The sequence below is a fragment of the Pseudomonas sichuanensis genome (assembly GCF_003231305.1).
GTDB classification, from domain to species: domain Bacteria; phylum Pseudomonadota; class Gammaproteobacteria; order Pseudomonadales; family Pseudomonadaceae; genus Aquipseudomonas; species Aquipseudomonas sichuanensis.
In genome coordinates this window covers 1-22903 of sequence record NZ_QKVM01000026.1, presented here as the reverse complement: position 1 = coordinate 22903, position 22903 = coordinate 1, and the positions used below count along the sequence as shown (strand labels likewise).

Annotated in this window: 22 protein-coding genes and 1 pseudogene; 10 read left to right on the top strand and 13 right to left on the bottom strand. The window is 53.9% G+C overall.

Annotated features, from left to right (window positions below; all coding sequences use genetic code 11):
* The first annotated feature begins 47 nt into the window (after positions 1-47).
* Positions 48-845 (top strand): acyl-CoA thioesterase, encoded by a 798-nt coding sequence (locus DM373_RS15150; RefSeq protein WP_110994348.1) that lies wholly within the window; start codon positions 48-50, stop codon positions 843-845.
* Between the two features lie 26 nt (positions 846-871).
* Here DM373_RS15150 and DM373_RS15145 read toward each other — a convergent pair whose 3' ends face one another.
* From DM373_RS15145 to DM373_RS15135, 3 genes are all read right to left on the bottom strand, one after another.
* Entirely contained in the window at positions 872-1240 is a 369-nt protein-coding gene (locus DM373_RS15145) for an Mpo1-like protein (protein ID WP_110994347.1), read from the bottom strand.
* A 91-nt stretch (positions 1241-1331) separates the two neighbouring features.
* Positions 1332-2810, bottom strand: coding sequence for a methyl-accepting chemotaxis protein (locus DM373_RS15140; RefSeq protein ID WP_110994346.1), 1479 nt, complete (start codon positions 2808-2810; stop codon positions 1332-1334).
* A gap of 86 nt (positions 2811-2896) precedes the next feature.
* Positions 2897-3703: a TatD family hydrolase gene (locus tag DM373_RS15135; RefSeq protein ID WP_110994345.1), complete on the bottom strand. Its 807-nt coding sequence runs from the start codon at positions 3701-3703 to the stop codon at positions 2897-2899.
* A gap of 158 nt (positions 3704-3861) precedes the next feature.
* Between DM373_RS15135 and DM373_RS15130 the strand changes: the two genes are divergently transcribed.
* The 4 genes and pseudogenes from DM373_RS15130 to greB (DM373_RS15115) form a co-directional block, all read left to right on the top strand.
* Positions 3862-5268, top strand: coding sequence for an MltF family protein (locus tag DM373_RS15130; protein WP_110994344.1), 1407 nt, complete (start codon positions 3862-3864; stop codon positions 5266-5268).
* 112 nt (positions 5269-5380) lie between these two features.
* Positions 5381-5815, top strand: coding sequence for a DoxX family protein (locus DM373_RS15125; protein ID WP_110994343.1), 435 nt, complete (start codon positions 5381-5383; stop codon positions 5813-5815).
* Between the two features lie 234 nt (positions 5816-6049).
* Positions 6050-6358, top strand: a complete 309-nt coding sequence (locus tag DM373_RS15120) for a hypothetical protein (protein WP_110994342.1) — start codon at positions 6050-6052, stop codon at positions 6356-6358.
* A 90-nt stretch (positions 6359-6448) separates the two neighbouring features.
* Positions 6449-6595: pseudogene (greB, locus tag DM373_RS15115) on the top strand (transcription elongation factor GreB); the annotation flags it as partial.
* 147 nt (positions 6596-6742) lie between these two features.
* Here greB (DM373_RS15115) and greB (DM373_RS15110) read toward each other — a convergent pair.
* The 6 genes from greB (DM373_RS15110) to DM373_RS15090 form a co-directional block, all read right to left on the bottom strand.
* Positions 6743-7246, bottom strand: coding sequence for a transcription elongation factor GreB (greB, locus tag DM373_RS15110; RefSeq protein WP_110994341.1), 504 nt, complete (start codon positions 7244-7246; stop codon positions 6743-6745).
* A gap of 29 nt (positions 7247-7275) precedes the next feature.
* Positions 7276-7866, bottom strand: a complete 591-nt coding sequence (gmtX, locus tag DM373_RS28730; RefSeq protein ID WP_135192570.1) for a gamma-mobile-trio protein GmtX — start codon at positions 7864-7866, stop codon at positions 7276-7278.
* A 4-nt stretch (positions 7867-7870) separates the two neighbouring features.
* Positions 7871-11623, bottom strand: coding sequence for a gamma-mobile-trio integrase GmtZ (gene gmtZ / locus DM373_RS15105; RefSeq protein ID WP_110994340.1), 3753 nt, complete (start codon positions 11621-11623; stop codon positions 7871-7873).
* A gap of 33 nt (positions 11624-11656) precedes the next feature.
* Positions 11657-13012 (bottom strand): gamma-mobile-trio recombinase GmtY, encoded by a 1356-nt coding sequence (gene gmtY / locus DM373_RS15100; RefSeq protein ID WP_110994339.1) that lies wholly within the window; start codon positions 13010-13012, stop codon positions 11657-11659.
* Positions 13013-13180: 168 nt separating this feature from the next.
* Positions 13181-14569: a DEAD/DEAH box helicase gene (locus DM373_RS15095; protein ID WP_110994338.1), complete on the bottom strand. Its 1389-nt coding sequence runs from the start codon at positions 14567-14569 to the stop codon at positions 13181-13183.
* Positions 14566-15135 (bottom strand): hypothetical protein, encoded by a 570-nt coding sequence (locus DM373_RS15090; RefSeq protein ID WP_110994337.1) that lies wholly within the window; start codon positions 15133-15135, stop codon positions 14566-14568. The genes DM373_RS15095 and DM373_RS15090 overlap by 4 nt, the downstream gene beginning before the upstream one ends.
* 102 nt (positions 15136-15237) lie before the next feature.
* Between DM373_RS15090 and DM373_RS15085 the strand changes: the two genes are divergently transcribed.
* The gene (locus tag DM373_RS15085; protein WP_110994395.1) at positions 15238-15459 is read left to right on the top strand and encodes a helix-turn-helix domain-containing protein; all 222 of its coding nucleotides are present in this window, start codon (positions 15238-15240) and stop codon (positions 15457-15459) included.
* A gap of 123 nt (positions 15460-15582) precedes the next feature.
* The gene (locus tag DM373_RS29680) at positions 15583-15894 is read left to right on the top strand and encodes an antitoxin Xre/MbcA/ParS toxin-binding domain-containing protein (RefSeq protein ID WP_110994336.1); all 312 of its coding nucleotides are present in this window, start codon (positions 15583-15585) and stop codon (positions 15892-15894) included.
* A gap of 559 nt (positions 15895-16453) precedes the next feature.
* On the opposite strand, the gene DM373_RS15070 is transcribed toward DM373_RS29680, so the two are convergent.
* The 3 genes from DM373_RS15070 to DM373_RS15065 all read right to left on the bottom strand — a co-directional run bounded on the left by DM373_RS15070 (position 16454) and on the right by DM373_RS15065 (position 18380).
* Positions 16454-17116, bottom strand: coding sequence for a hypothetical protein (locus DM373_RS15070; protein WP_110994334.1), 663 nt, complete (start codon positions 17114-17116; stop codon positions 16454-16456).
* 427 nt (positions 17117-17543) lie between these two features.
* Positions 17544-17774 carry a hypothetical protein gene (locus tag DM373_RS28725; RefSeq protein WP_135192571.1) on the bottom strand — a complete coding sequence of 77 codons (231 nt, stop codon included), beginning with the start codon at positions 17772-17774 and terminating at the stop codon, positions 17544-17546.
* A 48-nt stretch (positions 17775-17822) separates the two neighbouring features.
* Positions 17823-18380, bottom strand: a complete 558-nt coding sequence (locus DM373_RS15065; protein ID WP_110994333.1) for a hypothetical protein — start codon at positions 18378-18380, stop codon at positions 17823-17825.
* A 191-nt stretch (positions 18381-18571) separates the two neighbouring features.
* Here DM373_RS15065 and DM373_RS15060 point away from each other — a divergent pair, with 191 nt between their 5' ends.
* Complete coding sequence (locus tag DM373_RS15060; protein ID WP_110994332.1) at positions 18572-18976, top strand: hypothetical protein; 405 nt, start codon at positions 18572-18574, stop codon at positions 18974-18976.
* Positions 18977-19130: 154 nt separating this feature from the next.
* Here the strand turns inward: DM373_RS15060 and DM373_RS15055 are convergent, their stop codons facing one another.
* Positions 19131-20036: a hypothetical protein gene (locus DM373_RS15055; protein WP_110994331.1), complete on the bottom strand. Its 906-nt coding sequence runs from the start codon at positions 20034-20036 to the stop codon at positions 19131-19133.
* A gap of 232 nt (positions 20037-20268) precedes the next feature.
* Between DM373_RS15055 and DM373_RS15050 the strand changes: the two genes are divergently transcribed.
* Both DM373_RS15050 and DM373_RS15045 read left to right on the top strand, forming a co-directional pair.
* A complete protein-coding gene (locus DM373_RS15050) occupies positions 20269-21081 on the top strand; it encodes an abortive infection family protein (RefSeq protein WP_223271117.1) in 813 nt (270 codons plus the stop codon).
* Between the two features lie 28 nt (positions 21082-21109).
* Positions 21110-22822 carry a hypothetical protein gene (locus DM373_RS15045; protein ID WP_110994329.1) on the top strand — a complete coding sequence of 571 codons (1713 nt, stop codon included), beginning with the start codon at positions 21110-21112 and terminating at the stop codon, positions 22820-22822.
* Positions 22823-22903 lie beyond the last annotated feature (81 nt).

Genomic DNA, 22903 nt, shown 5'->3' with positions numbered 1-22903 from the left:
GGCGGGCGCTGGTTAAGATCGGGGCTTTTGCGCAGGAGCCAGGGCTCATGAACTTCACCGAATTGTTGGCGGCAGCACGTCTGCACCCTGAAGCGGTCAGTGTGCCGCCCAGTTGGGCGCAGGGGCGGGCGGTGTTCGGCGGCCTCATGGCCGCGATGGTGCACGAGGCGATGCGCCAGAAACTGGCTGACGACCGCCCGGTGCGTTCGCTGGCCATTACCTTTGTCGGCCCGGCGGCGCCGGATGTACCGATCAGCCTGGAAGTGGAGGTGCTGCGCGAGGGCAAGGCCGTCTGTACCCTGCTCGGTCGTGCCGTGCAGGCCGGCCAGGTGGTGACGCTGGTGCAGGGCAGTTTCGGCGCTGGCAGGCCTTCGGTGGTCGCGGTCGATGCGCAACCCCCGACGGCGATCAAGCCGTTGCAGCAGGCAGCGCCAGAGTTGCCCTACATCAAAGGGGTGACTCCGGAGTTCATGCGCCATGTGGCGCTGCGTTGGGCTATCGGTGGGCTGCCGTTCAGCGGCAACGCTTCACGCCACATGGGCGGCTGGGTGCGTCTGCGTGACGTACCCGATGCGCCCCTGGAAGTGGCGCATCTGCTGGCCCTGGTCGATGCCTGGCCGCCCAGCCTGATGCCGTTCCTGAAGCAGCCAGCCGCAGGTAGCACCTTGACCTGGACCATCGAATTCGTCCAGCCCACGCCACGGCTATCGACCCAGGACTGGTGCGGCTATTGCGTGGAGACCGAGTACGCGCGGGATGGTTATGGGCATGCCGCAGCCCGCCTGTGGACGGCTGACGGCGAGCTGTTGGCATTGAGTCGGCAGACGGTGACCGTGTTCGCTTGAGGCTGCTGGGTGGGTGATAGGTGCGGTCAATGCCGATGCTTGTGTCGCTCACGCCAGGCACGCCACCAGGCGCCGCTCAGCACGAACCTTGGGAAGGTGATGAATTGCTCGGTGAGCAGGCGTTGCACGGCGTCCTTGCGGCTGGCGAAGGGTTCCGGTTGTTCGGCTTCCAGTCGATGCCCCTGGCGTTGCAGGCCAAGGCCGGCGATCAGGGCAATGATGCCGACGGCGATCTGCGACAGGTCCAGGGCGAACAGCCCCGAGAGCACCAATAGCGCACCCAGGATGAACAGCGGCACGGCAATCAGGTGCAACACCAGGTTGGCGGGGTGGCGGTGATTATGGTGGTAGCCGCGCCATTGCCAGGCGGGCAGGTTGGGCAATCGCTTGCTCATGGGCAGTTCCTCAAGGAGATGCCCAAAGTCTAGTGCGGCCCCCGGGAGGGGGCCAATCGAGGCTGGCTATGCTGGCAATAGCGCCAATGAACTAGAGCTTGAGCTGGCCGATGGCTTTGCTCAATTCACCCGCCAGGGTCGCCAGCTCGCTGCTGGTGGTGGCTGAGCCCACGGTTTGCTGCACGGTCTGCTCGGTGACGTCACGGATGCTCACCACCGCGCGGTTCATTTCTTCGGCCACTTGGCTCTGTTGCTCGGCAGCCACCGCGATCTGGGTATTGTTCTCGCGCATCTGCGCCACGGCACGGGTGATCTCGGCGAGGGCCTCGCCAGCTTCCTGGGCCTGCTTGACACAGTCGTCGGCCTTGTACGAACTCTCCTGCATGAAGTCCACCGCGTCACGGGTGCCGGCCTGCAGGTCGGCAACCATGGTAGTGATTTCGTCGGTGGAGGTTTGCACGCGCTTGGCCAGGTTGCGCACTTCGTCGGCGACCACCGCGAAGCCGCGGCCCAGGTCGCCGGCGCGGGCGGCCTCGATGGCGGCATTGAGGGCGAGCAGGTTGGTCTGTTCGGCGATGCTGTGGATCACCCCGACCACCCCGTTGATCTTCTGACTGTCATCGGCCAGTTGGCGGATCATCTCGGCGGTCTGCTGCACGCCGCTGGACAGCCCGGCAATCGAGTCCTGGACCCGGCTGACCACGGCCTGGCCGCTGCCGGCGAGGCCGTCGGCGCTCTGCGACAAGTCACGGGTGGCACCGGCATGCTCGGCGATGTGGTGCACGGTGGCGGTCATCTCGTTGATCGCGGTGGCGGCCTGGTCGGTCTCGCTCTGCTGGCCGATCATGCCGTGGCGCACTTCGTCCATGCTCCCGGCCAGGCGCGCAGCGCCCGAGTCCAGCTGCGCGGCGGTGCGCGCGACAGTGCTGACCACGCGGTGGTAGGTGGCCTGCATGGCGTTGAACGCGCCGGCCATCTGCCCGACTTCGTCGCCACAGGCCAGCGGCACCCGGGCCGAAAGGTCGCCGGTTTTCTCCACGTGCAGCATCACGTCCTTCAGCGTATTGAGCTGGCTGAGCAGGAAGCGGATCAACAGCTGCGAAGCGCAGAGCATGGCCAGCATCAGCACCAGCACGCACACCGCGTAGTTGCCGAAACGGTCGAAGAACACCTGGCGCAGGCTGGGCGCCTGGGCCAGCACGGCCAGGTGCCGATCGCCCTGGCGGAACACCTGGGCCCCCAGCACAGGGTTGTCACCTGCGATCCAGGCACCGGGCAGCTCGACCCAGCCTTGGGCATCACGCAAGGCTTCGAGGGGTTCGCCTGCAAATTCGGGCGTCTGTCCGCTGCCCCAGGTAATCAGCCCGGGTTGGGTTGGCAGGGTTTGTCCAGGGGGCCAGGCGGCCAGCAGTTCGCCCTGGCGCTGGGCCAGGGCCTGCGCGCCGGACGCGCGCGCCTGCTGCTCCAGGGACACTGCGTACAGCACCAGCAGCAGGGTGGTGACGAAGGCCACTGCGTTGACGGCCCAGAACTTGTACTTCAGGGAAATATTGCTAAGCCAGGCACCCATGGTAGGTCTTCTCTGAGTTGGCGGAAACATTGTTGGCAAGGTGCCATCATTGTGCCCGCCAAGGCCAGGACCCTCCTTGATATGCGTCAAGAAACCACAGGCAGCCCGAAAAACGCCCGTGCGCAGGCGGTGGTGTGGGCTGCGGTGGATTCGACGGTTTCGCCGCGATGCAGAGCCACCTCGCGCAGTACTTCGGGCAGGTATGCCGGCTCGTTGCGGCCATTTTTCGGTTTTGGCCGCAAGCTGCGCGGCAGCAGATAGGGTGCGTCGCTCTCCAGCATCAGGCGGCCTGTCGGGATGTTGCCGACCAGCGGATGCAGGTGGGTGCCGCGGCGCTCGTCGCAGATCCAGCCAGTGATGCCGATGTGCAGGTCCAGGTCGAGGTAGGCGAACAGCGCCTCGCGCTCGCCGGTAAAGCAATGCACCACGGCGGCGCTCAGTTGGTCGCGGTAGCCCTTGAGGATTGCCAGCAGGCGCTCGCTGGCGTCGCGTTCGTGGAGGAACACCGGCAGGCGCAGCTCGACGGCCAGGGCCAGTTGGGCTTCCAGGGCTTTTTCCTGCTCCGGGCGAGGGGAGAAGTCGCGATTGAAGTCCAGCCCGCATTCGCCGACGGCGCGCACCCGGGGTTGTTCGAGCAAGTGGCGCAACTGGCGCTCACTGTCGCTGGTCCAGCTCTTGGCATCATGGGGGTGTACACCGGCTGTGCTGAACAGGCGCTGGCCTTGCTCATCCAGGCGCTGGCACAGTTCAAGGGCCTCTTCACTGACGCTCAGGCTGGTGCCGGTCAGCACCATCTGCGCCACGCCGGCCTGAACGGCGCGCTCGACCACAGCCGCCTGCTGGTCATGAAAACTGCTGTTGGTCAGGTTGACGCCGATATCGATCAATTGCATGGTGCTACCTCGTGCCGCGGGGCGGCCAGCATAGCAAAAACCGGGAAATCGCGAAAAAACCAAGAACTTCAAACGTTTGCCGTGGTCTTTTGCCGTCAGTCATCACGGATCGATCATTGCACATGGTGCCCGCCAACCGCCCTCGGACCTCTTCCTCCATGCTGCGAACCCTGCTGACGACGTTGATGATGTGCGGGCTGCTGGCCGCCGGGCCGGCCACCGCGCGCGAGCCGGGGCCTCAGCAGCATATGCCTGCCAGCCAGGCCCGCGACCTGGCGCAGATCCGCTCCAGCCAGGTGCTGCGTGTGCTGGTCAACCAGAGCCGCAACAGCTCCGGCGAGGTCAAGGGCGAACCAGTGGGCGTCGAGTACTACCGTCTGCGCGCCCTTGAGCACGCGCTTAATGCCCGGGTTGCCGACAATCAGGAAGTTACCTTGAAAATCATCCCGCGGGCCAAGGAGCAATTGCTCGCTGCCTTGCAGCGGGGTGAAGGCGACCTGGCCGCGCCGGGCGAACTGCTTGACCCTGCCGGGGTGCGTGGCGTCGAGGCCAGTGCACCGGTGCTTGAGCAGGTGCCGCTGCTGCTGGTCGGGCGCAAGGGCGAGCGCAGCTACAGCCGGGTTGAGCAGTTGTCCGGGCGTACCATCGCCCTGACCAGTGCCAGCGCCGCCGGGGCCGCGATCGAGGCGATCAACCAGCGCCTGGCGCTGCGCAAGCAAGCCCCGATCAAGGTGGAGTGGGTTGACCCGACCCTGGCGGTGGAGGATGTGCTGGAGATGGTCCAGGCCGGTATTTATCCGTTGACCGTGGTGGAGCGGCCCATCGCCCAACGCTGGGCGCGGGTGATGCCGCGCCTGCGCCTGGACAGCAAGCTGCAGCTGGCCCAACCGCAAGCGTTGCGCTGGTATGTGCGACCTGATGCGCCGATGCTGCGGGCGGCGGTGGACCGCTTCCTCGCCACTTACCGCGCCCCGGACAACCAGGATGCCGCCTTCGAACGCATCTACCGGCGCCAGTACCGGGTCCACAATCCGCTGGCGCGCCAGGACCGGCAACGCCTGGAGTCGTTGCGCCCGGTCCTGCAGAAGCATGCCGGTGACCAGCAGTTCGACTGGCTGAACCTGGCGGCCCTGGCATTCAAGGAATCCACCCTCGACCCCAAGGCACGTGGCACGGGCGGGGCCCACGGGTTGATGCAGATCACCCCGTCGGCGGCGCAGCGGGTGGGGGTGAGCAACACCGCCACGGTTGATGGCAATGTCCAGGCCAGTGCCCGCTATCTGGCGTTGATTCGCCGCAAGTTCTTCGCCAGCCCGCAACTCAACGAGCGCGAGCGCATGGCGTTCATCCTGGCGGCCTACAACCTCGGCCCGGAGCGGGTTCAGGCCATGCGCGCCGAAGCGCGGCGGCGCGGGCTCAACGGCAACCAGTGGTTTTTCCAGACCGAGCGCATCGCCATGGAGCAAGTGGGGATGGGGCCGGTGAACTTCGTCAACAGTGTCAACAAGTACTACCTGGCGTTCAACCGTGAACGCGCTTCCCTGGAGCGGTTGGCCAGGCGCTAATAAATCTAATTGATCGATAGTTATTACGCGTTTATTGCGATTTTCTTATTCAATCGATCGATTAAGATGGCGCTCATCCAACACCTACCCGCTTAATCAAGGAAGCAACATCATGAACAACACCCTCAAAGCCCTGTTCGTTACCCGTGCCGGTTTCGGCCTGAGCGTCGTGCGCATCCTGGTCGGCGTCATCTTCATGGCCCATGGCGCACAGAAACTGTTCGGCCTGTTTGGTGGCTACGGCCTCGAAGGCACCGGCCAGTGGATGGAGAGCATCGGCCTGGCGCCTGGCTACCTGATGGCCTTGCTGTCGGGCAGCGCCGAGTTCTTCGGCGGCCTGGCCCTGGTGGTCGGCCTGCTGGCCCGCCCGGCGGCACTGGCGCTGAGTGTCACCCTGGTGGTGGCGATCTTCTCGGTGCACATCAACAACGGCCTGTTCATGTCCAACAACGGCTATGAGTTCGCCCTGGCGCTGCTGGCAGGCAGTGTGGCGGTGCTGATCGAAGGTGCGGGTCGCTTCTCGCTGGACCGCCTGATCGCACGCTGAGCCCAAGCTGCAAACGTCAAGCCGCACGGTGCAAGTCGATCGCAATCATCAACTTGCACCGTGCGGCTTGAAACTTGGAGCTCATCCCTCTAGCATACCGACTGCGCCGATTTAAACAGCTACTTGCGGGGCGCAGGGCAACCCTCCCGGGTCATCCGAAATACCGCTAAAGCGCTGGTTCGGTGACGCCTCCCACCGCTGCCCAGCGGGATCAGCGAGGCGGAGAAAAACTCCATGAGTTGTCCACGTACCAGTGTCTGTTTGACCCCCCTGGCCAAAGACCAGGCGTCCCGCACCCCGCGCATTCTGCTCGGTGGCCAGCATCAGCCTACGCTCCTGCGCAACCTTGACGGTTTTTCCCGTCGCAAGGGCCAGGCCCGGGCGTTCCTCATCCAGTTCTTCGAAACCTGCACCCAGCTTGGCGAGTACGCCAACGACCGTTTCGACCTGGCCGTGATCCAGGCGCCGGCCGCCGAGGATGCCGCCGAGGTTATCGGCCAGCTCACGCGCATCGCCCGCCAGGGGCTGATCACGCGCGCCTGATCAGCGTGTCAAACCCGCAGGTTTTTCGCTAAGCTCGGTCACTCGGTGGGCGCCTGGCGCCTGCTGCAGATGCACTGAGGAGACCGCCGCTTGAGTACCAACATCATCACCACCGAAGGTCATGCAGCCCTGAAGCAGGAGCTTGACCATCTGTGGCGGGTCTATCGCCCGGAGATTACCCAGAAGGTCGCCTGGGCGGCGTCGCTGGGCGACCGCAGCGAGAACGCCGACTGGAAGGAAGAACCCCAAGCTCGTGTACTATTTGGTCTTACACATTGATTTTGCTGGTTTTTCGGAATAGTACTGTACTTTTGCGTCGTACTATTCATTGTCGGCCATCACTGTAGCTGGTTTTGACATAGTGGTGGCCGATTTGGAGGCACCTCAGGGTTTAATGAACCGGGGTGCGTCTTCCGCCTCCCTGTACTCAATTTCGGTGACTTCCCAGTAGGCATCGCCAGTTGGAGTCCGAACAACAATCTCATCACCTGCACACTTGCCAATGCATGCGCGTGCCATCGGGGAATCAATTGAGATGAAGTCTTTCCTATCGTAAATTTCATCAGCACCTACAATGCGGAATTTCTTGCTTGTATCATCCTCGTTGGCAATAGTTACCCAAGCTCCAAAAAATACCTTGCCTTCCTGAGTAGGGGAATAAGGGACTACCCGAAGGTCTTCGATACGCTTACGGAGGTATCTTACGCGCCGATCTATTTCCCTTAGCCTCTTTTTATTGTACTGGTAGTCAGCATTTTCACTTCTGTCGCCCAAAGACGCAGCCCAAGTGACTTTTCTGGTAATCTCCGGTCGCTCTTCGCGCCAGAGCCAATCTAGTTCATCTTTCAAGGACTGATAGCCAGCTTCAGTAATGAGATTGGTAGCCATTTTATGCCTGTTTTTAATTCAAAGAGCGGTCACAATGCCCTGAGAGCCTTCTGTATTGCATCAAGGGTTCCTGGGCGAAACACCTTTGCTCCCTTCTTGTCAATCAAGTCGCCGTGCTTGCCCAGTGTGCAGCCCCATTGTAGCCTGAACTCTTCTGACATTAAATACAAAAGAGCTCTGCGTTCTATTTCTGATAATTTATTCTCGGATGAAAACGGAGTGCGATCATCAACCCGGATTTCGAGATTGGGCGGCGTAATTTCTCTCAGCAGTCTTCGGAGGCGATGATTCTCAGCCTCTTGGGCTCGCGCCAAAAATTTAGCCTTACCATCTTTTATCGCGTCTATCCAATCTGACGGTGCTCGGTCATGGTGGGCCGGACCTGCCGCCTCTTTGAATGCCTGTATTAGCACGCGATATGCTTGGCCCGAACTATTTCGCATGCTTTGAGCGTTGGGTACTCCACAATCAATGCCTAGGCGTGCAATGGCTGAAAACGAAAAGTTCTTTTCGCCGTTCGATAGCATCTCATTGCATACCTCGTACACTGCGTCCAGAGTATGCTGTTTTTTTAAGCTGCAATTTTTCTTTAGTTTACTCAGGGTTTCAGATGGCGTCATGATTTTAAACCTGAGGCAAGTTTCTTGCGTTATTTATAAAGGCATCGCTGATTTCTTTAAGAGAGATGCTCTCAAGTCCAACCAGTTCGGCCAGCCTGAATTTCCCTTCAATTAGTGAGTCGATACGTTCCCAGCTTCTGAGTCGTGATATCAAGAGTCTTGCGATCTGATTGCCAACTAAAAGCTGCTGCTCCTTATTTAGCCTGAACATTCGCTGCGGGGAATTATTGTCTTCAAGCATTTTGTCCAACAGCTGGGATCTTGCGGCCAAGGCAGAGTGGGCAGAAGCGCATTCATATATCTCGGCATTTTCACATACCTCGCTTAACTGATGAAAGTGAGTGGTTTCTTCTAGCGCGAGCCTAAGCTCATGACCCTCTTGCACAATAAGCATGAGTGAGTCTTGAGGCTCGGACTTGGATTTTGTAAGGGTAGCCTGCTCGATTTGCTTTATTAGGCTTGCGCTAGCCTGCACATCACAAATCAATACATCAAGTTTTTTAGCTGCACTCTCAGCTTCGGCTAGCAGTTTTCGATGCTTAGCCTCTAGACTTAGGTCTCGGGCTTCAATGTCTTTTCCGTACTTGCTTAATTCATACTCTCGCTCATCCCGACTGTCAATTTCGGATCTTAACTCTTCAGCTTTGGCTTGGAGTTCGTCGTATTTTGTGAATTGAAGATTTACTTCTAGCGATATTTCATTACCTAGAGCTAGCAGGCCACCTATGAATGCAGGGCCGGTTACGAAGTGGCGACATCTTATGCAGTTCTGACTGCCTAGATACCCGCCTGGCACCGGCAACCAAATATCACCTTTACCGAGCGATCCTCCGTCATCACACCTAGCACCTGCATATGGGCAAAAGCCGTAGTCTCGAAATAAATAGCTGCCCGGAGATTTTTGCCTATATATCAGCTCGAGGGCATCTTGGTTGTTTGCGACTAATTGCCCTTGGATTTGATCGATTCTGCCCTGTTCGATCATGCTCTGTGCAACAAATACTTGATTCTGAAGCGCGCGCTTCTCACCTTCTGAAAATCGACGTTGTAATTCAATTCCTCCGATTTTTACATAGTACAAATTCATCACGATTGAACTGTGCCCAGCAATCTTCATGGTGATTTCAATGGGTAGCCCAAACTCATGGACGTATGCCGTGATAAGGCTTACCCTCATGCTGTGTGGAGTATAAATAGACGAATAGCAACTTAGTTTCTCTCTGGGGCCTGTCAGCGTGGCTAATGGTAAGTCCCGAGGTTGTGAGTAATAAAGTGCGGCTGCGAGTCGAGGGGTTAGTATATTTGTTGGGGATCCAGGTTCTTCAGCCCCGAAGAGACGAAACAAGAAGCAATTAGCACCTTTGGCATGACGCTGGCTTTCATTCAGGTTGGTGCGAATACATTCAATCCATGGCATAGGGCGAATTATTGGGTTATATTTTGCCTGCCACTGACGGAGCTTAATTATCCATGGGAGCAAATGAGGGGGTATCCATGGCACACTGTAGCCGCTATACCCAATACTGGTCTTGTTGCTAGTAACAAACATTCCGCATTGATCGCCAGGATATCGTTTTATGAAGCCTTGATTTTTTGTTATGCCTGAAAGCGGACCTTCATTTTTAGCCCAGAAAACCTTGCAGTCATTATGAATTGGGATGTACTCATCGCCTTCCCCTGAGTCGCAGTATGCAATTTGTCTACCTCTGGAGGGGACCGAAACTAGGGTGAGTACCTGCATCCAATACATTGGAAACCATGCTTTAAACTTTCCTCCAATCCAGCGTGTAATGAGATCAGGATCGCTGTTATCCAATTTGAAATTATTTAGATCGATCTCTACCCAGTCAGCGTCGAAATTATGGAGGTGGGTTAAGTCAGAGAAGCTGGTTGCAGTATCTGGAACTATCCATTTTTGCAGGGCTGCAACATATTGATAGGCCAAAGCTGGTTTAGATGTTTCGCCAGGGCCGCTACTGCTTGTCGTGCCTGAGTATTCTGTTTCGCTGCCGCGTAATGGGTTGCTTATTCCGTCTGCGATTATCAATTCACCAGTCTCGTCATCCTCAAGCGTGAATTGCTCGCGGATAATGAATCGCATGAATTCGTTTATGGCCATGACGAAGCTTCGTCTAAGATATTCTGGGGTTGTGGAGGTTACATAGTTTTTGAAATGTTGTAATTCTATAGACTTGTTTGAGAGGAATTCTCCTGGTGTGGTTCCGTATGCGTTTGGCTGCACGTAAGTTGCCAAAAAACGGCAGATTGCTAGCTGTTTTCCCCGTCCGCCACGAGCTTCTTTCATGAAGCTATTTAAATCCTCCAGCCACTTCGAATGGTCAGCATCTATCGAGCTTTCTGAAAATGGCTCCGTCTTTCCGAGAAACGCATACGAGGTGGTCCAGTCTCTGTAATATACTTTGTCCGGAGTGTACGGTAATCTATTGTCTCCTGAGGACTTCACATGTTTTCTATATTCTCGTAAGGAGTTAAGATTAAGAGGCTGAATTAGTTTTACTGTTTCATCGAAAGTGTAAAACGTTCTGATAGAGCATAAGTCATACCAGCTTTTCCATTCGTCTCGGAATACCCGTTCAGGGTGGGCGGGTAATGGAGGGTAGAGTTTATAGCGGTTGCGGTAATCCTGACTGTCTTTTATATCGAGTCGAGTTACTGCTATTCTAATGTCGTCAAGGCAGTCGTAAGCAATGGGTAAGAAAAAGTGAATCCACGACTTCCATTCATTTTTGAATTGTTCCGGGTTGCTTGGAAGGCGCGGGTCGTTGTGGTAATTTAATTCATACTGTCGCTTTGTGCTGATGCCTAATCTCTGTGCAGCTATGCGCACTTCATGTAGCGTTTCATATTGTACTGTTAGGTCTAAATAGTCCTTCCATGACGTCCATTGATCCGTATAAACACTTGTTGGATCTCTGCGCAGACGCCAGTCTTCTTTAAATTTTGTGTAGTAATCTGTTCGTGACTTGCAATTCAGGTTGCGGGCTGCAGCTCTAGCCTGTTCAAAGGTCTCGTAAACTTTCCTAGTTTTACCAGGATGGAGGAAATTTACCCAGCCCTCCCATCGCTCTTTGTAGCGGGTCTGGGGGTGAATAGGTAATTTCGGGTCTTCCTCTCGGCGAGTGAAATACTCACTTGAGTGTTGGATTCCTAAGGATATAGCGGCTGCAGAGGCCAGTTCATAACTTTCATAAACTGGGACTAAATGATTTGTTCCGAAAAAATGCTTCCAATTCTGCCAGTCTGGATAGATGGTGCTAGGGTTTGCAGGCAGTTTTGGGTCTGCTTTGTATCTTTTTAGCGTAGTGTATTGGTGGTAGCTATTGATGCCGAGCGCAAGCGCTGCTCTACTAGCTTCGCTGAGTGTTTTATAGAAATCTTTATATATGCTTTTGCCAATAAACTCTGGCCACCCTTTAAAGTTCGGGTAAAAGCGCAAGTCGCCTGGGAGCTTTGGGTCTTTATGGTGATCAGTTGAATAGTGGGCCACTGTCCATATACCTAGGCGAGCTACGGCCTCACGTGCCTCTGCAAGCGTCAGATATTTCTCAATTGGCCTTTCACTACCACAGAGGTCGTACCATGAGAGCCATTCGCTGGCGTAATCAATATAAGGGTTGGCCGGTAGCCTAGGATCTTCTTGCCAGCGAAGTCTGTAGGCTCTGCTATTTTTTATACCAAGCTTTCTAACTGCGGCTTTAACTTCGAGTAAGGTTGCGTATTTTATTTTTTCTGGCATGGAGCCTCACCTTGAGTCCGCAGAAATAATGATTTAGTGTAGGCTGCTTTTATCGATTATTGACATTTTTTGTCGTATCTCTTCATGTGTCGGCTGAATATAAACTAAGCATGAATCGGGGCTTCTATGGTGCATGCACTTTTGGATTTCAATTTGATTGAATCCATTTTCTCGAAGCCTGTATCCATAGCTGTGCCGATGCCCGTGCTCGCTTGTGCCAACTAATTTTCGGTGCAGTAGGCCAATTCGCTCCACAGCCGACTTATGTAGGCGTTGGGCGTTTTTTAGAGTTTCAGGCTCTCCCTTTGAATTGGTGAATGCATAAGGGTGGTCGTGTGATGAATCTGGGTCGGTGCGCTGTTCTTTAAGATACTTAATCCATACACTCAAGAACTCTGCGGCTTTATGGGGTGGGAAGAACTGAACTGAAAAGTAACCATCTTTGTTGTCAAGTACTGGGTTTTTCCACCCTAAATGCAGCCGTTCTGTTTTCAGGTATTCAGTTCGGGGCAATAGCCCGTAATGTATTGCTAAAAATTGCTTTCTGGTAGGGTATTGCTCGTCAGGTGACTTTCCGTTAGACGGATGATAGACCCTTACAATGGCCTCGTTTTTTTTCTCGTCTAGAATGATATCTGACAAGTAAAGGTGCAGTGCTTCAGATTTGCGCAAGCCTCCGTAGTGCATGAGCAGCGTTAATGCCTGGCCCTTGTAGTCAGGGCGCGGCATGTCGGACTTCTTGGTGTTCAGAATAATAAATCCCGCTTTCATCAAGAGATCAATTTTGTCTTCAGGAAATCTTTTCGCGGGTGCAATGTTTTCGGTGGGGCGCTGTGGTCCTGTTACTTCGCGAATGGTGCTTAACGCTTCGACGTGTTTGTCCGGGTCCACAAGGTGATTCAAAAAGACTCTGTTTCGTTTATTGTGGAAGGCGCACCAGTTCATCCGCTGCTCCGTAGAGGTGGCTTGTCTGAAAGGATTGGCGAGCTTTATTTTAAAGTCACTTTGACGGCTTAGCCAGTCGGTATAGTCTGTTATTAGGAACAGGAGGTCTGAGCAGTGTTCGCTAGATTTTGGTAGCCAAAAGAGTTGCGAGGGGTCTTTTAATGTTCTTGGATCTACGGTGCCCTCTTCTAAAGCTCTTGCAAATGATGCGAGAAGTTTTGTTGTTTTCTTAAATAATCCCACATTGGCATTAATATACTCTATTAGTAGCTTAACGGCTTGTGTGGACTTCTCTTTCCAGGATGAGCTCTTCTTGCTGTTGTCAGCCAGGTAGCGAAGGTGTGATACTAATACGCCGCTTTCGGTCCATAAAGCAGGGAGCTTAATGGTACGGCCGGTTTGATCGTTTTGGTAGCGTGCTTTAATCTTTATGATGTAAGCCATCGCAATTACCTGGCAAGTATCGTTAGGATCGTAAGCAGGTTTTGTATCTAGGTTTTCAAAAGCTTATTGCAAACCGATGTTCGCAGAGCTGCACTCATAGTCTAGACTAGTTCTTGGTATGCGCAATTGTGTAGTCTGGCTAGTTTTAAGGCTCGCTCTAATCTAAGTCTATGAGATTTCTAACAGTTCGGCTCGAAACTGTGACGATACGCTCAATTCGTAGCTCGTTGATGAGTGCGAATTTGGAGCAGATTCAAGGTAATCCACTTTGGAGGGGCGGCCAGTATCGGCTGTGAGGATCGGCCAGGTGTCGATACCTTTGTTTTCTCCGCCTGTTAAAGCTTCTTTCTCCTGGGGTCGCGGTACAGTCTGCATGCTGATAACAGCCAGGTCTTGAGGCAGATCATCAGAGAGCCGTCGCGAGTATTCTATAAGTGAAGGTTCGGCTACCACAAATAACCAAGCTTGATCATCGTTGACCCCTGTTCGTCTGAGAATTCTGCCCAAGACCTGACGATAGTGCAGTTCTGTGCGAATGCGACTCAGGTAACAGCATACTTGTAAGCGAGGAATGTCAGTGCCCTCGCTAATCATGCCTACCGCAACAATCCAGCAACCAATCCCAGATCTAAACTCGTTGATTTTATCTTGAGCGCTACCAGTTTTCGACGTAGCCACGCGACAGTTTTCGCCGCGGCGTTTGAGCTTACTCTCGATTAACTTAGCGTGATTAGTGTCAGATGCAACGATAAGTCCAGCAGCAGATGGGTTTCCTTTCCTGATTTCAGATAGTTTTCGACAGCCTAGGTCGAGAATATGATCTATTACGTCTTCATTCCATAGAATGTCTTCAAAGCAAAGCGGTGAGCTTTCAAGTAAATGGGCGAAGCTGTCGTAATTAGATGTTAGTCGGCTCTGTTGGTTTTTTTGGGTTAACTGTAGGTTGTGGTTGTCAACTAAGGTTATTCTCGGGGATCTACAAATCTTGTCGTCAATAGCCTGTTGAAGTCCATAGTGATAATCACGGGCCAACGCTCCAGCAGGCGCTGAGTAGCGTCCAAGTGCAATGGCTTTATCATCTGTTCTCCAAGGCGTGCCCGACAAAGACAAAGTGAATGTCGCTTGATTTTGTATTTTGGATATAATTGTCGCTCCCCAAGTGTTGCTGGATTGAAGGTCATAACCCGCGCAGTGATGAATTTCGTCAAATATCGCTAATATCCGATACTGTTCAAATAGGTCCCAAAATTCCTCACCTTTCGTATCCATGCCTTGGTAAGTAGAAGCATCACCAATTGCTCCCACATATCCGTCCATTCGACGCCCAAGTATTTTTGAGAACGTAGCCCTGAAACCATCGACTACTTGGCAGGACGGCGCGAAGCACAACACAAGATCGATAACATTTTTTTTGAGCAGCTCTTTTGCCAATTCGCCAGCCATTCTCGTCTTGCCTGCTCCTGGCGTTGCTTGGCAAAAGAAATGCCTATTTACCTGAAAGTGTCGTAGTGCTTTCTCGATACATGAGGTCTGCCACTCTCTTAGAACACTGCTCATTCAATACCTAGTATTTTTAGGGTTTTTTCGACCGCTTTGAGGTGACCTAGCAGGCGGGAGCTACGATCTCTCGCTTCCACGTAGTCGCTTTCCAGCTTCGAGTGGAGGTGTGGCAGGTCTTCCAACAGTTGCTTGTACCTTTCCGCTTCGCCCATTGAGGTGAGGAAGTCCAATCGGGTTTCTTTGACCATTGCCTGGAGACGTCGAGCTGTGTGCTCGTTGGTCGAGGCACCTTTTTCGGTGTCGTCCGCAGGTAGCTCGGCGCGAGGGGCGAAGAATTGATACCCCTCGTCAATCAAGCGGAGGTTGACTGAAGGTGGTAGATCCTGGAGGTGATAGAGCTGGTCGCGGCCGCGCTTTTCTGGGTCTCGTACGACCCATTCGATCCTTTCGAGGCGGAGGATCTGCCTAAAAATATAGCGCCGGAGATCAGAAGTATGCTCGCGCGCTACGCCATATGACCGGGCATAGGCGTCTCGAAGGCCGCGACAGGTAAAGCTGTCTAGCTCGCCGCTTTGTAGAAGCTCATAGACGTGCCTGTCGAGAGCGAATGAAGCCGGTTTCATACAGGCACCTAGCTAGCAGAAATACATCAAATGCGGATTATAATCCGTCGCCGATCAACCCGCAAACGCTGATAGTCCCGCCTTATGTACACCGAGGCGGATATGCAAAAGTTGGCGAGGGCTCTAGGACGCAAAGTCCGAGAGCAGAGAGTGATGGTTGGGATTTCGCAAGACGCTTTAGCTTTCGCCTGCCAGATGGATCGGAGCTACATAGGGCGTATAGAGAGAGGGGAGGTGAATCTGACTATTGAGAAGCTCTATCGGATAGCGACCGAGCTGAGATGTACCCCGCAATCGCTTCTGCCCACAGACCTGTGCGGCTAGGATGCAAGCTGGTCAGGGTAAATCGATCGGTTGATGTAATCCTCCGCCTGCTTGATCTCTTGAAAAATACCCTCAAGGTGACATTCGCTCCAGGCTTCTGGCTCCAGACCTATCTGAGTTAACATGCTGCTCCTATGGTTTTTGGCCTGGCCTAGAGGAGCTTTGACAATGGTACCGGCTCGCCTCATCGGCCCTAACGAGGCTGCTCAATTGGGATGTTGGTCCGCTGATCAGCGCTATTACGAATGGCGAAAAGCTTGGATTTTATCTGTGGCGCAACGAGTGTTCGGACGGCGAGCCCTTGCGACGCGTTGGATGTCTGATCGGGCGTTAGGCCTTGGCTGGAATTCACCTTGTGCGTTGCTTGTTAGTCATTCTGGCTTCGAACAAGTAGTGGATTTTTTACTACGAATCGAATATGGCGTGTACTGGTAACTGGATGTGTCATGTTCTCAATCCAGACGCGGCGGTTCCGGTAGTGATTTTTTTGATGGTTAAATTGGTATTGGGTCAATAATCACGCTTGAGCTGAACCCTCAAGAACATCAATATTGGCTGTATCGGTACTCGTCGGGCGAGAATCGTCCATTAGGGCCAAATAGTAGACGACTCGTACATTGCTCCAAATAAGTTATGGCTTGCTCCTGAACATTGCATTCGTAGTAACGGCGTCTGGCAGGCGGGATTGTCGCTCGATTCTTTAAGCATAGCTTCACAAGTTCCGCCAGCAAATAGCCGCGTACGTCATAGCGGGCGTCAACTGCCCTGATTACTGTCGAATAGCAATCGCGGAAGAGAGGTCGTTGAATGTGGTGCCTCGGAGGTGCTTGTTTGCTGCTCATCTTATATTCCTTCAAGTGCCATTCGGCAGCTGTATAGTGCTTCAGGCGCCGAGCGTCGCATACGCATATGGCAGAGCGCCCTCAAAAACATCGTCGGCCACGGACACCGGGTCGAGACACGTTTTAAACCCTTACACGGGATCTGAATACAATTATCTGCTCACACGATTCCGTCTAGGTTTGCCCTTTGCCGCCGCCAGGACCTTGTCTGGTGCGAACGCCAGCAATACTTTCGGCGCGACACCGCCGAGAGAACTATTTTCGGACTGGAACCATACTGCGATTGACCAGGCGTTCATCCGGGCAGATAGCACCGACAACACATCGCAAAGGATGTGGATCGGTTGGTATCCATTGCGACCGTCTAAGCCGTATGTAGGGAAAAAATCAACCTTACCCGGTCTTAGAGAAAAAATCTTCCCATTGGCCAACAACTCATCAGGGTCTATCTCGACGCCAGGGTTGGAGGACGATGCCAGATAAATCCACTGCTTGGCTGATATCCAGTCTCCGGTTTGGAAAAGCTTAGAGCGGATTCTGCCTGCAGAAACGCCTTTCTCCAAAATCGATTGGGGTACCGATTCTGCGGGGAGGAAGCAGTCGATAATGAAGTCGAGCGCTTTTTTGGGATATTCGTTTAGCCTCCACTCGAAAAGGTCGTTGTACATCTGCAGCCCGCCGAGGTACGCATCGATCGTACGGTCTGAATTGGCCTCAATCGACAAGGTGGCAATCAAGGCTACCTTGTTGTCAGTCGTGTCCGATGCAGCGGCAGGCTTGCACCTAGATTGGATGCGCGCAAAGGGAGTGCTCATAAGCACCTCCAGCTAAGGGGCTACAGACCGCAGCATCACAGAGGGCTGGAATCCATCAGGGATTTTCAAAGCGCAGATAGCAGTATGCGGCACTCAGCTTACGACGCTTGTTTTTCCGATCAACCGCGAGTGTTTTGGCTCGGATGCCGCATCCCACTGCCTCCGGCGGCAGATGAAGGTCCCAAAGGCGAGCCTCCCTACGACGAGTTTCGAAGGTATCGACCGGTTCGAATACGACAGCCGCTTTGGCAGGTGGATACTGCGGTCAGGATTACGATGTGAGCGGCGACAAACCGTGGAATCGAGAGTACTTCGTATCTGCCAAAGCTAGCAGCGACAACTCCAACTACCCAGGGGCTCCCCGCAGCGCTAGCCTTGGGGTCGATTACCGTTTCTGACTACGCATCACTCCGGTTATTGCTAGCACTCAAGATTGAGCCGGATCGCTCAGGTCCTGCCCATCTTCACTGGCCCACACCAGACCTTGGCAGGCATGGTGACGCAGACGGTAAGTGACCGGCGGTGGCTGCTCGCTGACTCGTTTGCTATCCCACACCGTCACAGAAACAAAAGAGTCTTTCGGCCAAGCGCGCCAGTCGCCTTGGTCGGGACCATCGATCACTAGTAGGGGCTTGCTTAAATCGCGAGTGGTACTCAAGTTGTTCCTCCTGCCCTGGCGCATCACCATGGGGGCATCAAATGATGCTCAATGACGTGGAAAAAGCGTTCTTCCCAGCTTGGCTGCGGCCCCGACACCGTTCTGGGCCTCATTAAGAATGTCACGAGAGAAGTAGTCTGCGAGCCGTGCGCGGCTCTCTATCTCCTGCCGGATATCTTCTGGATCAATGTTTGGAAGATCCACACGATAGGCCGCGTGATGAACCAATGCGGCAGCCTGGAAAAGCGCGTCGGAAAGTCGGTATCGATCGAGTCCCAGTGCTGCGCATGCTTCGAGGATGGTGACCGCATCGCTTTCGGTTCCGCCAGTGATACGCTGGTCTGGCAAGGTGGAGTGTCTACGAAGATGCTCCACGTACTGACGTAGCGAAGGAATCGAGAGACCTATGGAGTAATGCTTAATGTACCAAGGACCGATAATGTCGATTTCGTCCTGAGTGATGGCTATTTCCTGGAAGTACCCGGCCCATGCTTCCTGCATGTCCTCATCTATGCGCTCCTGACCAAGGCTGGCTAGATGTTCGTTGAGGCGTTTGACTAAGCGGAAATAGTCGAGTCGTACAGGCGGGTCGCGATGCTCATCCATAATCAGCTCCAAGGTTGAAGTCGCCGATGAGTTTCCGCCGGTACGGTGATGGTGGTCAAGATCGCCATCAGGTGAGGCCTCCAGCACAGGCTGGCTGAGCGGCTAAAAGTCCGACCCTTTTCGCTTTCACACCTACAATCTGTCAACTGTATGCGCTCAACCGATACCACTAAGCAAGGCGGTGTATTTCTATGGATTTGATGGCACTGATTCAGCAGGCGCTTGAAGCGTCAGGGAAGCTGCGAGACCTCTCGAAAAAGCTCGAAGATGCGGACTTCAAAATGATACTGGCGGATCTTCACAGCGCCTTGGCTGATGCGAAGCTTGAGTCTGGGGAATTGAAGATAAAATTAGCATTGGCGCAAGAGGAGATAGTCAGGCTCAAGCAGGTGATTGAGCAGCGAGACAAAGGTAAACCCACCTACAACTCTGAGGGGGTTTATACCTTTGAAGGCGAAGTCGGTCGCTTCTGCACTGCTTGCTGGGACAGCGATGAGCGCAAGATGCGCTTGACCGACCTGGCCAGCGAATTTCGATTTGTCGGTCAGTGGGAATGCCCCAAATGCCATGCAGGATATGGCGCAAAGGACGCATGAGGGCCCTGATCGGGCCAATTGATCATCCGTTGCTTTGGCAAAGCTGTGCGTAATGAGCTAGCGAGCGTCGAGGTCGACAGTCTTTGCGAGGACCTGCAGGGGCTGGATATCTGAGCGAGGTTGGCCAATGGCTTTTCTGATTCTTCTGTGTTGGCTATTGGCTCTGCATCCACTCTGTGGGATCGACCAGATGCCATGATTGTGCTTCACGATCAAAGTCCGTCCATATCTCCTGCAGCTTGGCGCGGTCACCTTGAAAAAGAGGGCTGTCCAAATGAGCGAACTGATCGAACTCGGCGAAGGGCAAAACAGTGCCAGCGCCGCTGTAGCAGAACCAGGAGCCCACCACCTGAGCAATTTCTGCAATTTCACGCAAAGCTTGCTTGGCATCTGCCAGGCCCCACCGCTCTAATATGCGCCCTTGCCGACTAGCCTCAGTTGCAGCGTGTGCGATGTCCACGTTCACATGTTCAATGACGGAAGATAGCCGGCCTAGGCGGGACTCCAACATGTCGAATACCTCGATCCGTATCAGATCATCCGGTCTGGATGCACCTGCGCTCACCCCGCTTAGCCAGTCAAACTCCTCGTGCCGCTTAACCGCGAGCTCATAGTGATATTTCGTGGGCACCCAGTACGATCGCTTTCCCTGCTGGAGTTGCTCAGTGGCAAATTTGTCATAAGCGGCGTGTGTGCTGCGGTAATTGTAATTCAGCTCAGCGATATCCCTGACGTATACCAGGCGCGTGAGCTTTCCACGCGAGGCGCGGATGTCGGCGATTAAGCTACCTAATGAGCACACGCTCCTCGGGCCGCGAATAGGTTCGACCTCTACGAGTCTACGGATACCCTGCATGGTTCCTGCCCAGAATCCGCTAGCTAGCATGTCCATGATCAAAACGTTCAGCTGTTTTTCGCCGCAGACCGTGGGAGCTTGGCGTACCATTTCTACGACACATGAATACGCCGCGATGTCCCACGCCATTTGATTCAACGCCTTAGTGATGGCGTTCTCTTCGGCCTCAAAAACCCGCTTCCATTCCGCGATCCGATCTAGCATCGATGACTCCTTGGTTTTCATTTTTTAAGCCACCCGTATCGTGCTGGCTCGCGACAGCAGCGGTCCAAGCACTGTGATGGCAATCGGGCATCGTTCCTGTCTATGATGTTCCTTTGAACGGAGGCAGGGTACAGCGGTGATAGGGAATATTTTCAACGTTTTTTCGCGACGTAAAGGAAACCAGAGCCAGCCGAAAAAGCAGCTTACAGAGCAATTTCGGCAACGGACGTTCATGCTCATCCGAGACATGGGCCCCGGAATGGGCGAAACTCTTGAGTTTCTACACGATAAGCTCTCCTATCTCACTGGGCGCCATAACCTTTCCGGAAACAAGAACCTTTCTTACGCCGATGACGCATTCAACTTTCTGCGCACCTGCAGTGACCCTCATTTTCTTGATGCCATTGAGTATCTTGTCCATCAGGAAGGATGGAATTACATCGGGGGTTACCATGAGCCTGTGATTGACCGCTTGAACGAGTTCTTGAACATTGACGATCTTCCCTATTTCGTTACGAAACCGGTATGGCAAACCACTGAGGAAATGTATAGGGGAGAACTCACTAAGTTCACCGGAATCCGTGAGCACGCGAAGGTTATTCCAAGGGAAAACCAGGCTGTTCACGAGACGGCTATTGAGCCCGCCCTGAAGCTTTTACGTCAGCCAGCTTTCCTTAATGCCAATTCCGAGTTCATGGCAGCTCTTGAGGATTTTCGGCACGGAAAATTCGGCGACTGCGTTACCAAGTGCAACAGCAGCTATGAGAGTGTTATGAAAGTGATCTGTGGCCAGAAGGGTTTCGGGTATTCCCAGGGAGACACAACCTCCAAGCTCATTCGTACCATCATGGAGAAGACTGCGCTGGAATCTTTCTGGGAGCAGCCACTGATGACCGTCGGCACGCTCCGCAACAAATTGAGCACGTCGCATGGTGCCGGGGAGTTGCAAAAAGTAGTGCCGGAGCACGTGGCGAAGTACACGATGAACATGACTGCATCTGCGATCATCTTTTTGCACGATCAGGCTTACCGATCAAAAACCTGAAATCATCAACTAGCTTGCGGGAGTGGGCATGCGTCGTTTCGATACCAAACCCCTGATTGCTTTGGCGACGGCTCCGGAGGATCAAGACGATCCCTGGTATGTATATGCCGAGCAGGCTGTGCATTACATGACAGCAAACTCGGATTCAGACGAGATTGTGATTTACGCGAGCGCACCGTTCCTGCTTATCGTGGGGGCGCTCGCCCCAACTGAAAATGTCACGCCGCCAGATGGGGGTGCGCTACAAAATCTTACGCTATTTACCAATGCAACCTGGTGCATTCAAAGGTCCTGGAGCTCAGGTGAAGGACATCGTGTCTATATTGAGCCCGCTTTCCCTGAGGACAGCGGATCTCCCTTAGCTGGGGGGGAACCACTTGTCATCCGTCGGCGCCTTGAGGGGGTTCATACCGGACCCACGCCGATCGAAATTAACCAAAAGCTCGTACATTGTCTCGACATCCATTATGTAGAAGAGCGGAAGGCGTACTGTCGGCTCAATGGCGATGGCGACATCGAAGATGTCATCAGGATTCTGACTTTGGCAATTCCCGATCAGATAGAGGGTCGCGAGGTTGTCACAATTCTTCGTAAAGACTTGGACAACTACATGGCTCTGGCGGACTTGGCGCTGGTCTTGAAATTTGATTTCACCAGATACGTGCCTGGCAGTTTCGACAGCTGGCATGGCGCAACTCGATATCACCGAGACGAGTCGGATCTTTTTTTTCATGGTGGATCGATAAGCCGAGCGAGCTTCGCGCATGGAGCCATGGTGGTCAGGCCAAAGACCACGGTTGAAGAGCAAGAAGAGGTGTGGCGCAAGGATTTTGATGGTGATCCGGATCGTGAGTATGCGGTCTTTAAAATCTATGACCGCAAGAACGATCGTCAAGTCGAGACCTCTTGCAGCCCCGATCACATTGTCAGTTATTTTGAGGACAGTGATCTTCCCTGGCAGATATCGCCTGCTTTTTTCAGGGCAGAGGTGCTTAATCGCTTTAAAGGAGATCCGGAAAAATACACGTTGGAAGACCGGAGCATTTCTTGCAGAGGAGCTTGGACCCTCAAGTCTTACGATATCAATGAGGCTGGGCAAGTTCATGCATGGATCTGGGATCTGTCGAAACTTCCCTTCGATGAACAGCTGTACTGGAAGGCCTTCAACGAATGGCCAAAGGCGCCAATCTCTGAGCGAGCAAATCGAACGGATATTGAAGGTGATTGGTACACCGAGTATCAGCCACTGGATGCCCTCAAGCGAAAGGTGCGTGAACTGGACAAACGTAAGCCAGTATGGTGGAACCCCCGAGGCGAGGAGTTGATCGACAGCGTGCTAGCTCCCGCCACAGACTCACCTAAGGAATGGGGTGATGAAATCATGGCTCTTGATCAATGCCTGGTAGAAGGTTTTCTCGACAAGCCATTGCGCAAAGTTGCTGAAGGAAAAGGGTGCGTACTGGAGTCAACCTGGCGCTCGCTTAAGTTGCTGTACGAAATCTTAGTGGCAAGTTCAATCAGTGCGGAAGAAGCCAGGAAAATTCTGGCGCCCATGAGAAAGCTTCATGAGCTTCGCAATGAGATTCGAGGTCATGCGACCCACGAAAAGAAAGTGGTCGCCATTCGAGAAGCCCGCACCACCCATGGCAATTTTCGAGCCCAGTTTTTTCACCTTGCCGAGGGTTGTGATAAAGCCCTTGTCGCTGTGTTGGAGGCTATGGACTTTGAACTAGGGGAGTGAACACGCTGGAGTAGTCATCACCAGCTCGCGCCTGTGAGCTGGTAGGCGATATTTAGAATTCACTGCTCGGCTGGCCAGTAG